The organism is Micromonospora sp. NPDC048868, assembly GCF_043198195.1.
GTDB classification, from domain to species: Bacteria; Actinomycetota; Actinomycetes; order Mycobacteriales; family Micromonosporaceae; genus Micromonospora; species Micromonospora reichwaldensis.
This window is the reverse complement of the sequence record NZ_JBICUN010000018.1, coordinates 135,286-147,852: the sequence shown is the minus strand read 5'-3', so window position 1 is coordinate 147,852 and position 12,567 is coordinate 135,286. Positions and strand designations below refer to the sequence as shown.

Here is a 12,567-nt window from a genome sequence, read left to right as displayed (position 1 = left end):
CGCCGCGGGTTCCCCGCTCCTAACTGGGGGGCGGGGGCCCCTTCCGGGGGGGGGGGGGGGTTCCCCCCCCCCCCCCCCCCGGCCCCGGGGGGGGGGGGGGGGGGGGGGGGGGGGGGGGGCGGGGCCGCCGCCGGACTTCAGAGGGTGCTGCCGGTCACCGTGGTGCCGGTCTTGGTGATGCGGTACGTGGTCCGCGCGCCGCTCCAGAAGTGGAACGTGAGGGTGACGACGCCGTCGTCGACCTCGGCGAAGAACTCGGGCTTGAGAAGGATCGTCGACGCGGCGTAGTCGGGCTGGAAGTGCTGCCAGAACTCCTTGTACGGGGTCCAGTCCGCCGGTCCGGCGGGACTGCCGTCGGCGTACTTCGCCTCCATGGTGGCCAGTTGGTCACCGCGGAACTGGGTCGGGACGGCGAACGACTGCGTCGTCCCCGTCGCGGCGGCCTGGGTCGGTGGGTCGGAGGTGACGACGTCGATCCGCCATGGCGCGCCCGCCGAGAAGCGTGCCTCGATGCTGGCGTTGACGCCGTACGCCCGGTTGCCGGCCAGCCGGGTGAGCGCGGCCGGGGTGAGCGTGAGCGTGTTGCCGGAGACGGTGTAGTCGGCACCGTTCGCCAGCGCCGTGCTTCCCTGCCACAGCCCCTGGAAGGTCAGGCCGTTGAGGTTCAACGTCAGCGACTTCGCCGGGATCGCGCCGCTGCGCGGCACGTACACCTGGTCCGAGGAGGCGGTGCCGGAGCGGGTCGACCAGCTTGCCCTGAACATCTCGTAGACACCCTGGTCACGCCATTGCAGCGTGGTGCGGTTCAGGAACTGTCCCGCGTCCCACAGCATCGTGGTGAGCTTCCGGACGCGGGCGTGGTAGCCGACAGCTTCCAGGAACTTGAGGAACTCGCCGCGCTCGATGACGCCCGGCCGGTTGTGGTCCCAGTTCAGCAGGGCCCACTCGCCGATGATGACGGGGATGCCGCGGGCTACGAAGGTGTCGTGGACGCGGTCGAAGGTGCCGATCAGGTCCTGCTCCACGGTGGCGTCGTAGCGGGTGCCGCCAGCGATGTTGACGCTGAACGGCCAGTAGCCGTAGAAGTGCACGGTGGCGGCCAGGTTGGGGTCGTCGAGCGCGTCGAACTCGGCGGTCAGCGCGTCGAGCCGCCCCTGGTCGGCGTTGGTGTGCAGGGTCGGCAGCACCAGCAGCCGGGTCGCGTTGCCGCCGCCGCTGTCGCGGACCAGGTCGACGAAGGCGGCGTTGAGCTCCGCGAGCACCTGGTAGTTCTGATCGTCGCCGGTGGTGCCGGCGAACTGCGGCTCGTTGATGCTCTCGAAGACGAGCTTCTGCGAGTCGTCGCGGAACTCGTCGGCGAGTTGGCTCCACAGCGCGGTGTACCGGGCCATGACTGTCGTGCGGTCGGACGGGTACGTGTTGATCCACTGCCACGAGTCATGGTGCAGGTTGACCATCACGTAGAGGTCCTCGGCGAGCGACCAGTCGACGATCTGCCGCACCCGGGCCAGCCAGGCCGCGTCGATGGTGTAGTCCGGGGCCGGGCCGTGGTGGTTGCTCCACGTGATCGGCAGCCGGATGCTCTTGTAGCCCTGGGAGCGTACGTGGCGCAGCAGCGCCTGGGTGGTGAGCGGGTTTCCCCAGGACGTCTCGCCGGGGATGGCGTCGAGGGTGTTGCCCAGGTTCCAGCCGGGCTCCATCGCGGCCACCGTGGCCATCGGGTCGGCCGGCCGGGGCGAGGTCGACGGTGAGACGGTCGGGCTCGTCGACGGGCCCGTCGTGCCGGTACAGGCGACCCCGTTGAGCGTGAACGCGGACGGTGCCGTGTTGCTGCCGGACCAGGAGCCGTTGAAGCCGAAGGACACCGTGGCGTTCGTACCGATCGCCGCGTTGTAGCTCGCATTGGTAGCGGTGACCTGGCTGCCGGAGGCGGTCACGGTCGCGTTCCAGGCCTGGTTCACCTGCTGCCCGGACGGAAACGCCCAGGCCAGGCGCCAGCCGTTGACCGGGTCGCCCAGGTTGGTGACCCGCACGTCGGCGGTGAAGCCGCCCGGCCACTGCGCCGTCGTCGCGTAGGCGACCGAGCAGCCAGCCGCGGCCTGGGCGGTGGTGGCCACGACCATGCCGGTGGTCAGCAGCGCGGCGACGCCCAGGGCGACGACCCCGGCGCGCAGGCGTGTTCTTCGCAGTCTCATGAGCCGGTCCCTGAGGTTGTGGCGGTGGGGACGGCCGCTGGTCGCCGTGGCGACGAGCAGGTGGATGAGGGCATGGGTTCTCCAGCGCTCGAAGGAGGAATGACCTGCGCGCCGGCCGGCCGTGCCGGCCGCGCGCAGGACGGATCTGGCGCGGAGGTGCCCTTCCTCCGCGTGCGCTGCGCTGCTCCCGCCTTCCGCCGCCGAGACAGCGAAAGTTTCGCGCTGGACGGTACGCTTTTTCCTCGACGGGCGTCAATGTCGGACGGGCGATCGCCCACGGCGTTGACTTCACCGGCCCGCTTTCCTAGCCTTTCCGGGCAACTATCGCTGTCGATAGAGAAAATTTCTCTCAGCCCGTGGGGAGCCGCATGAGCATCGCGCAGCAGGAGACGGCCGCCCCCGAGCCTGGGGCCGGTCCGCCGCACTGGGCCGGCGGCGTGTTCCACAACCCGGTGATCCCCGGCATGCACCCGGACCCGAGCATCTGCCGCGTCGGCGAGGACTACTTCCTCGCCTGCTCCAGCTTCGAGTACTTCCCGGGCGTGCCGATCTTCCGCAGCCGCGACCTCGTGCACTGGGAGCAGATCGGCAACGCGCTGGACCGGCCGAGCCAGCTCTCCCTGCCACCGCAGATGCCCTCGTCCGGCGGCGTCTACGCGCCCACGCTGCGCCACCACGACGGCCGGTTCTGGCTCATCGTCACCAACGTCGCGCCCGACGCCGGCACCATGGTCTTCACCGCCACGGACGCCGCCGGGCCGTGGTCGGAGCCGGTACGACTGCCCGACGTCGCCGGCATCGACCCGGACCTGGCCTGGGACGAGAACGGCGACTGCTGGTGCACGACGGCCGGCATCCACCAGGTGCGCGTCGACCCGCACACCGGCAGGACGCTCGGCCCGCCGCGCCGGACGTGGTCCGGCGCACCCGGCGCGCAGGCCCCGGAGGCCCCGCACCTGTACCGGATCGGCGACCTCTGGTACCTGCTCATCGCCGAGGGCGGCACCGAGCGGGGGCACGCCGTGTCCATCGCCCGTGGTCCCGCGCCCGACGGGCCGTTCGAGCCCTGCCCGGCCAACCCGATCCTCACCCACCGCGGCACGCACCGGCCGATCCAGAACACCGGCCACGCCGACCTCGTCCAGGCGCCCGACGGCTCCTGGTGGATGGCGCTGCTGGGCGTACGGCCGGGCGGTGGCACCCCGGGATGGCACGTCCTGGGCCGGGAGACGTACCTCGCACCGGTCACCTGGGTCGACGGGTGGCCGGTGATCGGCGACGTCAGCCCGGTCATGCCCGCGCCACCGTGGCCGCCCCGGCCGGTGCCCGCGCCGCCCGTCCGCGACGACTTCGTCGACGCCCGGCTGGGTCCGCGCTGGGTGTCGGTGCGGTCCCGACCCGCCGGGTGCTGGTCGACGGCGGCCCGCCCGGGCTGGCTCACCCTCCACGCCCGCGGAGCGTCGCTCGACGAACCGGACGTGACCTTCGTCGGCCGTCGCCAGCAGCACCTGTCCTGCCGGGTCCGGACGCTTGTCGACCCGGCCGAGGGCGTGGGTGGGCTCGCCGTACGCCTGGACGAGCGGCACCACTACGACATCGAGGTCGGCGACGGCCGGGTGCGGGTCGTGGCCCGGCTGGGGTCGGTGCACCCGACCGTCGCCACCCGCCCGGTGGCACCGGGCCCGGTCCAGCTTCGCGTCGACGTGGTCGCCTCCCCGCCCGGCAGTTGGCACCCGTGCGAGGAGCCCGACGTGCTGCGGCTCGGCATCCAGCACCCCGACGGCACCTTCGACCAGCTCGCCGAACTCGACGGCCGATACCTGTCCACCGAGGTGGCCGGCGGATTCACCGGCCGGGTGATCGGCGTGTACGCCGCCTCCGGCACCGTCCACGTCGACTGGTTCGACTACGAACCGCTCGACGTGGCCGGCACTATCCTGGCGCCGTGACCCGGACCGGCCGGCGAGGAGAGGGGGCTGGGATGTCGCACGCCGAGTCAGGGGAGGTAATCGCCGGCCAGGACCACCAGCCGGACGATCCGTCCCGGCCCGTGACGATCTCCTACATCGCCCGGAGCGCAGGCGTGTCCGTCCCCACGGTGTCCAAGGTCATCAACGGCCGGTCCGGCGTGTCCGCCGACACCCGGGCGCGGGTCGAGGCCCTGATCAGCCGGTACGGATACCGCCGGTCGTCGCCGGTCACCCGCAGCAACATGATGGAGCTCGTCTTCGACGAGTTGCAGCACATGTGGGGCATCGAGATCATTCGAGGGGTCGAGCGGGTCGCGCGTGAACAGCGCGTCGGCGTCGTGCTGACCGAGTTCGGGCCGGAACGCAGCGCCATCCACTATTGGATCGACGACACCCTCGCCCGCCGCCCCGACTGCGTCATCACGGTGGCGCAGTTGACCGACGAGCAGCGCGACCAGCTACGTACCAGGGGCATCCCCTTCGTCGTGCTCGACCCCACGAGCGAACTGCCCGACGACGTCCCCTTCGTCGGCGCCACCAACTGGTCCGGTGGCCGATCAGCCACCCGCCACCTCATCCGGCTCGGCCACCGCCGCATCGCCGTCATCGCCGGGCCGGAGCACGTCCTGTGCAGCCGCGCCCGGCTCGACGGCCACCGCGCCGCCATGGACGCCGCCGGCCTCACCGTCGATCCGGGACTGATCAGCAACACTCCGCTGACCACCGAGGCCGGCCACGAGGCCGCCCTGGCGCTGCTGAGCCGCGAACCACGGCCGACGGCCGTCGTCGCCGGCAACGACCTGCAGGCGGTCGGCGTCTACCGCGGCGCCCGCGACCTCGGCCTGCGCATCCCGGCGGACCTCAGCGTCGTCGGCTTCGACGACCTGCCCATCGCCGCCCTGATCGACCCGCCGCTGACCACCGTGCGTCAGCCGATCGTCGAGATGGCGGTGGCGGCCACCGAACTCGCGCTCGCCCTGGGCCGGGGAGAGCGGACGACCCAGATCGGCATGGAGCTGGCCACGACACTCACCGTCCGCGGCAGCACCGCCCCGCCCGGAGGCCGGTAGGGCGGGCGCGACAGTCGCGGGTTCCGGCACCCGCCGGGACCACGCGTCCCGGCCGTCGGTCACGGCAGGCTTCCGGCCCGGCTGTCTGGGCCGCAGCAGGTCGTCGACGCTGCCGCGCAGCGCCCTGCGGTTCGCGTGCCCGGTGTTGAGCAGCAGGCTGGCGACGTGCTACTCGACCGTACGCGGCGAGAGGTGCGACAGCGAGGCCAGGTCCTGCTTGTCGTGGCCTTCCCGGGCAACACGAGCACCTCGTGCTCATGGCCGGGTATCCCGCCGGCCATGAAGATCAACGTCAGCAGCTCTCCGTGCACACGGAGGGCTCTTCGTTCCCGGCAGGATGCCAAGTCAGGAGGTGTGCGACCTCAGGGGTCACTTCAGGAAGGGTCCGGCAAGGCGTTGATCTGCCGAGCCGATGCCCGTGGTCGTGTCCCCCATCGTCGCCTGATGCACAGCCGCGGGTCGTGCATGAGCGACGATGGCCGAGCCGCGAACCGGCCATGGTGCAGTCAGCGATGATGTTCCGCCCATACAGGGTCGGCCAGGGCTGCTGCGCGGTTCCATGCGGGTACGCCGCCGGGGAGCATCCAGGCCCGGGTAGGCTTCGCGCCGAAATTCGGCGTCACGAGATCGCCGGCGAGCCGCCGTTGCTCGGTGACCAGAGCGCGCGCGGCTCCCGGCGTGCCCTTCGCGATTTCGCGTTCGATGTGGGAGACGGTCTCGACATGATGGCGCACCGACCACGCGTTCCGCCGGTCCACTTCGTCGGCGTCAACGACCGCCATCAGCGTCATCAGTGGTGGTTCGACCACCTCGGCCAGGCACGCGGCAAGCCGGTCATGCCCGTCGACATGCCGATCGAGCTCGACCTGCTCGAGCAACGATCGTTCAAGCACGGCGTCACGATGCACCACTACGCCATCCGGGAGGCGAACTCGTGCTGGGGCAGGTCGCGGACGGCGTACTGGTTCACGAGAGCGAATTCCTCCAGAGCAACACCATCGTCGTGCAAGGCCGCGCCGGCGTGCTGCTCATCGACCCGGGGTTGCAGAGGACGACAGCCTGCCTCGCCATCCTCGACGACCTCGTCGCCACCCGGCGGGTGCTGGAGTCCGACATGGCGAACGTCGCCGCCCGCCTCGCCGACGCAGAGACCATTGACCGGCTACGCGCGCTGGTGGACCGCATGGACGAGCTCGTCGACGACCACGTCACCTACCACGAGCACGATCGGGCTTTCCACGACACGGTCATGCAGGCGTCCGGGAACCGCATCGCTCGCGGTGTCGTACAGGCGCTGGAGAGCCAGGTCATCAACACCGCCCGCTACATGGGCCGGACCGAACGCTCGCTGTGCGTGGCGTCCAACCGCGGCCACCGGCGCATCTACGAGCGCATCGCCGCGCACGACCCGGACGGCGCGGCCGAGGCCATGTTCACCCCCACATCGCCGTGACCTGGCTGGTCCGCCGCAGCGGTTCGGGCAAGCCGGCCCGCCTGCAACGCTGACCCGGCCAGGAGGCCGGCGCGCAGGATCCTCGCCATCCCGGCCCGACGTCAGGCGGCGCCGGCCCCCGCGTCGCAGGGGCCGGCGCCGCCTGACCCGTCTGCGTCACGAGAACTGCGCGAAGAACCTCCAGATCTCGCCCTTGGTCCAGGTGGTGACGCCACTCTCGGCGTACGTCCCGTCGACCGGTCCCGGCATGTGACCGTTGTCGAACGCGGCCCACTGGACCGGGTAGCCGGCCCTGCAGCCGGAGTAGGTGGTCGTGATGTGCGTACGGCTGCCCGGCCCCGGCTCGGGCGGGTTCTGGGCGGTGCAACCGTTGTTCCGGACGAACGTGTCGCGCAACGACCGCCCCTGCGAGATGTTCAGGACGTTGTCCGAGATGCCGTGCAGCCCGAAGTACGCGATGGGCTGCGTACCGCCGCTGCACCCGCTGATCTGTGCGCCGGAGATGACCGCGACCGCCCGGAAGACGGTGGCCCGCGCGCAGGCGAGCGCATAGCTCATGCCGCCGCCCCAACTGAAGCCGAGGGCGAACCGCTGCCTCGGGTTGACGCAGAGGTCACTCTCGATCCGTCTGATCATGTCGTCGACGAAGGTGACGTCCTCACCGCCGGCGTTGCCCCAGCCGTTGCCAATTCCCTGGGGCGCGACCAGGATCGCACTGTTGTTCGACTGCTCCTGCTGCCCGTAGTAGGACCAGGCCGTCCCGCTGGTGCCGCCCGAGGATATCTCCTGCATGGTGCCGCCGCGCCAGTGGAACGCGAAGATCAGCCGGTATGGGTTGTTGCTGTTGTAGTTGGTGGGCACCCGCAGGATGAAGGAGCGGCTCCTGCCGTTGCTCTGAATCGTGTGCGTGCCGCTGGACAGCGTCGGTGCCCTACCGCACCCGGTGCCTCCCGGCGGCGGGTTGCCGCTGTCCACGCGGACAAGCTGCCACTGCTGGTTGGCGCCGTTCCAGTCGGAGTACTGCACGATGTTGCCACCGTCGGCGGTGGAGGCACCCTGCACCTCCACGGCCTTGCCGCTGTGCCGGCTGATCAGCCGGACATGACCGCCGTCCGAGTCCGCGAGCCGGAACTGCTGGTTCGTCGCGTTGGTGTCGGACCACTGCACGATCGCTCCGCCGTCGGCGGTCGACCAGTTGTGCACATCGAGGACCTTGCCGGAGTGCCGGGACTTCAGCCTGTAGTAGCCGCCACCTGAGTCCAGGAACTGCCACTGCTGGTTCGCCCCGTCGTTCCGCGTCCACTGGCTGATCCGCGCACCATCGTTGGTGGCCGAGGCGTACAGGTCCAGCGCCTTGCCGCTGTTCCTGTTCAGCAAGACGTACCAGGCGCTGGTGTCCACGGTCGCCGCGGCCGCAGGGGCCGCGTTCACGGCGACCAACGTGCCGGCCGCGATGACCGCCGCAGCCGCTGCGGCCAGCCCTGACCGCCAGCGATGTCTCCGTGGAAGGGCGGGACGAGCCGCACCGATGGCACTCATGGTCCACTCCTCTGGTCGGGGTCACCCGCGAGCCGAACGCACGCGGATGGCCTGGTGTGCGTGCCGACGTCCGGCGTCAGCACGGTGTTCGTCGTACGAGCGCGATGCGGCCACCGGCGCACGTCCCTGGCCGGCTGCCCGACTGCGGTGGCGCGAACGGATGCCGTCCGCGCCACCGAACGGAAGACCAGCTACCCGATGCGGATCAGTTGCCACTGCTGGTTGTTGCCGCCCCAGTCGGTGTATTGGACGATGTTGGCCCCGTCGGCGGTGGACGCATTCTGTACCTCCACGGCCTTGCCGCTGTTGCGGTTGATCACACGCACGTAACCCCCGGTCGATTCGGCGAGCCGGAACTGCTGGTTGGTGCCGTTGCCGTCGCTCCACTGCACGATCGCCGCGGCGTCGGAGGTGGAGAAGTTGTAGACGTCCAGCACCTTGCCGGAATGCCGGGACTTCAACCGGTAGTAGCCGCCACCCGAGTCCACGAACTGCCACTGCTGCTGGTTGCCGTTGTTCCGCGCCCACTGCGTGATCCGCGCACCGTCGTTGGTGGCGAGGTTGTACACGTCCAACGCCTTGCCGCTGTTCCGATTCACCAGCACGTACCAGGCACTTGTGTCCACCGGGGAGCCCGGCGGCGGCGTAGTGGGTGGGCTGCCACCCTCGTTCAGGGCGTTGAGGACTGAGGTGTACGCCGGCTTCTTGTTGCCCGACCGATCGAACAGCAGGGCGTCGTCGGTGCCGCGCCAGGAGTCGCTGTCCCGCACACCCCACACGGTGATGCCGTTGCAGCGCGAGACAGCCAGACAGGCGCGCGTGACCGTCGCGTAGATGTTGGCCTGGTTGGAGCCTTTCATGACGTCGAGCTCGGTGATCTGCACGTCGACCCCGAGGTCGGCGAAGCGCTGCAGATTGGCCTGGTAGTCACCCGGGAGCGAGGTGCCCAGGTGGGACTGGAAACCGACGCAGTCGATCGGCACGCCCCGGGACTTGAAGTCCCGCACCATGTTGTAGATACCGGTCGACTTCGCATTGACGCCGTCAGTGTTGTAGTCGTTGTAGCACAACTTCGCGCCGGGATCGGCCGCCCTGGCGGCGCGGAACGCCGCCTCGATCCAGTCGTTGCCCGTGCGCTGCAGGTTGGAGTCACGCCGACCGCCGCTGCCACCGTCGGCGAACGCCTCGTTCACCACGTCCCAGGAGTGGATCTGGCCTCGGAAATGGGTGGCGACCTGGGTGACGTGGTTGATCGCGGCGTTGCGCAACGCGCTACCGGAGAGGCTCTGTGCCCAACCCGGCTGCTGCGCGTGCCAGAGCAGGGCGTGACCCCGCACGCTCATGCCGTTGGCCCGAGCGTGACTGACGAGACGATCACCGCCCGTGTAGCTGAACCGACCCTGTTGCGGCTCGGTGGCGTCCCACTTCATCTCGTTCTCGGCGACAACGCTGTTGAACTCGCGGTTGAGAATGCCAACGTACTGGCTGTCGGAGAGCTTGCCCGTCGCGACGGCCGCGCCAAAGTAGCGCCCCTTCTCGGCGGCGGACGCCTTCAGGGTCGTCCCGGCACTGGCCGTCGGGGCCAGCGCCACCGTCATACCCGCGGTCAACGCGACGGCGAGGGCCATCGTCGACAGCAGGGTTCTCTTGGATCTCATGGCATTCCTTCCCAGTGAATCCGGTGGTGGTGATGTGCCAGTTCGCTCGGGCAAGCCGGTCCGGGACGGCGGACGCGGCTCGCGGACGGTCAGACGGGTGGGTGGCGACGCCGCCCAGGTGCGCTCCGCCGGTCGTCGTCGGCCGGTCCGCGCTGGCACGGGCAGTCCGACCGGCTGTCGCACACAGCTGCTGATGGTCCTGAAGCGACGTCCGCGCACCCCTGGGGATGCCCTGGACGCGAGGTTCGGCCAGCGAGCTCGCCCGGTGAGCCACAGGTGCCGTCATCCTCGACATCGAGAGTGAGCGATAACATCCCGTTCGTCAATACGTGCCGGTGCCGCAATGCCCACACCTCCGGGGCACAGTCGGAGCGCGCCGGACGCGGCGCGCATCGCCGGAGGCACACGTCCGCGAGACCGGGTTCAGCGAGCGAGAAGCCGGCGTCGGCCCCGCCGGACCGGGACATCCCGACTGGGTGCCCGGGCCGGCGACCTCGGCCGGGAAAATCGATGTCAAGCCATGTTAGCGATATCATGACCCGATCGGACGGCGAGTTCCGCGCTGCGCCCTGACGCGCTGCGGGCGTGCGTCAGGTTGCGCACGCGGGGGTGATCCCGCACGGGGAAGATCGAGCAGCGTACGGAGACGCTGCTCCCCGCGCACGCGGGGGTGATCCTCGGAGCTTGGCCAGGATCTTCCAGCCCTTGAGGGTGGCGACGGCGCGCTCGCCAACGGCGCGGATCTTGGCGTGGTGCCGGTTGACCGTCTTCTGCCGGCGGGACAGCCGCGGCCGGTGACGGCGGCGCTTGAACGGCGTGCGGATGCTGCCGCCAGCGCCTTGGTACGCCTTGTCGGCGAAGGTCATCACGTTGGTGCTGCTCAGAGCGTCGATCAAGCCGTGGGTGCGGACGGCGGTCAGGTCGTGCACAGCGCCCGGGCAAGGCGGGCGAGGCCCAGATGAGGCGTCCCTTGCAGTCCGCGATGACCTGCACGTTGACTCCGTGGCGCTTGTGCTTCCCGGAGTAGTACGGCCTCTGGTCCGCGCGATCCGGTCGATCGGGATCAGGGTGCCATCCAGGCTCGCGTACGCGAGCCGGGCGATGCGCCGCATGGCCACGTTCAGGTCCTCGGCGTGCGCGGCGAGCAGGTCGATGGCTTCCCGGACGTACCGTCAGGCTGTGGTGACGCGAACCGCGAATCCGCAGGCCAGACGGGCGATGGTGTCCCCGTTACGCAGATGGGCCAGGGCGAGCAGGGCCTGCCGGCCGGCGTCAAGGCGTCGCCACCGGCCACGGCGGCGCGTGCGTTCGGCACGGATGAGGTCGGCCAGGTGGTTCAGGGTGCGGCTGGACAGCGCGACCGCAGATGGGTAAGACAGCACAGCGAGGCTCCCGGTTGGGGCATCGGATCTTGGTCGACTGCTGCCTTACCGGGGGCCTCGTCCTATGTCGACACATGCCTCCCGCCGCCCATCGTGACCAGGCCCATCACGATGAAAAGCCCTCACTCATGACGCGGGAGTATGGCAGCGGTCTCCGATTTCGCCGCCCATCATTCGCCGTCGTGCCCGTTCCTGACCGCCCGTCTAGCGCTCGGAGCCCTGGAAGATGAGCTGATCGCGGCAGAAGCGGATGCCTCGGCATCTGGTGGTGATGCCGGTGACGGATCACAATGAGCCGGTCGGCGAGGAAAATCGGGCAGGGAGCAAGCGGTGGATCAATTTGCAGTCGTGGTCAGCGCCGGCTCGTTCAGTTCAGATGACGGTGGTGCGATCCGGTTCCCACACCGGTGGACCCCTGGGGGCGTCACGGTCGAGGCGGACTTCACCGGGGCCCACCTGTTGCACCTCGCTGCGGCTGGATGCGTCCTGAACGACATATACCGGGAGGCAGGCGAACTTGGCATCCGCATCGACGGGGTACGTGTATCGGCTGAGGGTGGTTTCGACACGCAGACGTGGATATCGAGCGGCATCACCTATCAGGTCGAGCTGAGCTCACCCGCGTCCGTCGAGGAACTTGCCGTGCTGCTGGATCGTGTCGACGATGTCGCCGAGATCCCGCGGGCGATTCGAGCCGGGACCACGGTACGGAGAAGCTGACTTGCCCCTTTGTCCGCGAAGCTCACACCGATCGCCCCACCCGGTGAGCAAGCCGATGGCGCTGGCTTCACCATCCGCGAAGCGTCGACACACCCGATCAGCGGCATGAGCGAGCACCTGATCGAGCGCGCGTTCACACGGTCCCTCGGTGCGAGCCTGGCGTGCCTGAGAAGTTGTTCGACCACCCAGGCCTGTCGGTGCCCGGGAAGGCAACGCCTGGGCGTGACCGAGCCAGGTGCACGCACTGTTCTCGGCGCATCCGGACGCCGGGCGCCCGGCGCCGACGGCACCTGGGTGACGAGCGCTTCGCGGAAGAAGCGTGCACGCGGCCTTGCTTGATGGGCAGCCTCACGGCGGCGGTGTCAGCAACCTCGGTGATTTCGAAGCCGTCCGGCGCTGGGGTGCTCGGCAAGGCGACTGCCCGGTGTCGACTGCTGCGGCTCGCAGGGCGCCATCATCGCGGCAGAAGAGGTGACATGCATCGGCCAGCTGCGGTCCGTGGGTTGAGCCGAGATGCAGATTCATCCGGCGATCTGCTTGCCTGGTGCGACTGCTACGCGCTGAATGTCGGCCGGGAGCG

The 12,567-nt window shown here is 69.8% G+C and carries 8 protein-coding genes and 1 pseudogene; 4 read left to right on the top strand and 5 right to left on the bottom strand.

Annotation, left to right across the window (positions count from 1 at the left end; genetic code table 11):
- Positions 1 to 137 precede the first annotated feature (137 nt).
- Complete coding sequence (locus ACGFNF_RS24590) at positions 138 to 2,195, bottom strand: cellulase family glycosylhydrolase (RefSeq protein WP_393170959.1); 2,058 nt, start codon at positions 2,193 to 2,195, stop codon at positions 138 to 140.
- Positions 2,196 to 2,563: 368 nt separating this feature from the next.
- On the opposite strand from ACGFNF_RS24590, the gene ACGFNF_RS24585 reads away from it, so the two are divergent.
- Positions 2,564 to 4,144: a glycoside hydrolase family 43 protein gene (locus ACGFNF_RS24585; RefSeq protein ID WP_393170957.1), complete on the top strand. Its 1,581-nt coding sequence runs from the start codon at positions 2,564 to 2,566 to the stop codon at positions 4,142 to 4,144.
- A gap of 32 nt (positions 4,145 to 4,176) precedes the next feature.
- Positions 4,177 to 5,235 carry a LacI family DNA-binding transcriptional regulator gene (locus tag ACGFNF_RS24580; protein ID WP_393170955.1) on the top strand — a complete coding sequence of 353 codons (1,059 nt, stop codon included), beginning with the start codon at positions 4,177 to 4,179 and terminating at the stop codon, positions 5,233 to 5,235.
- 506 nt (positions 5,236 to 5,741) lie between these two features.
- Here ACGFNF_RS24580 and ACGFNF_RS24575 read toward each other — a convergent pair.
- Complete coding sequence (locus ACGFNF_RS24575) at positions 5,742 to 6,128, bottom strand: hypothetical protein (protein ID WP_393170953.1); 387 nt, start codon at positions 6,126 to 6,128, stop codon at positions 5,742 to 5,744.
- Between the two features lie 41 nt (positions 6,129 to 6,169).
- Here ACGFNF_RS24575 and ACGFNF_RS24570 point away from each other — a divergent pair, with 41 nt between their 5' ends.
- Positions 6,170 to 6,688: a FadR/GntR family transcriptional regulator gene (locus tag ACGFNF_RS24570; RefSeq protein WP_393170951.1), complete on the top strand. Its 519-nt coding sequence runs from the start codon at positions 6,170 to 6,172 to the stop codon at positions 6,686 to 6,688.
- A gap of 156 nt (positions 6,689 to 6,844) precedes the next feature.
- Here ACGFNF_RS24570 and ACGFNF_RS24565 read toward each other — a convergent pair whose 3' ends face one another.
- From ACGFNF_RS24565 to ACGFNF_RS24555, 3 genes and pseudogenes are all read right to left on the bottom strand, one after another.
- On the bottom strand, positions 6,845 to 8,227 hold the full coding sequence (locus ACGFNF_RS24565; protein ID WP_393170949.1) for an RICIN domain-containing protein: 1,383 nt from the start codon (positions 8,225 to 8,227) through the stop codon (positions 6,845 to 6,847).
- 191 nt (positions 8,228 to 8,418) lie between these two features.
- On the bottom strand, positions 8,419 to 9,885 hold the full coding sequence (locus ACGFNF_RS24560; protein ID WP_393170947.1) for an endo-1,4-beta-xylanase: 1,467 nt from the start codon (positions 9,883 to 9,885) through the stop codon (positions 8,419 to 8,421).
- Positions 9,886 to 10,475: 590 nt separating this feature from the next.
- Positions 10,476 to 11,267: pseudogene (locus tag ACGFNF_RS24555) on the bottom strand (transposase family protein).
- A gap of 330 nt (positions 11,268 to 11,597) precedes the next feature.
- On the opposite strand from ACGFNF_RS24555, the gene ACGFNF_RS24550 reads away from it, so the two are divergent.
- Entirely contained in the window at positions 11,598 to 11,987 is a 390-nt protein-coding gene (locus ACGFNF_RS24550) for an OsmC family protein (RefSeq protein WP_393170945.1), read from the top strand.
- The last annotated feature ends 580 nt before the right edge of the window (positions 11,988 to 12,567 follow it).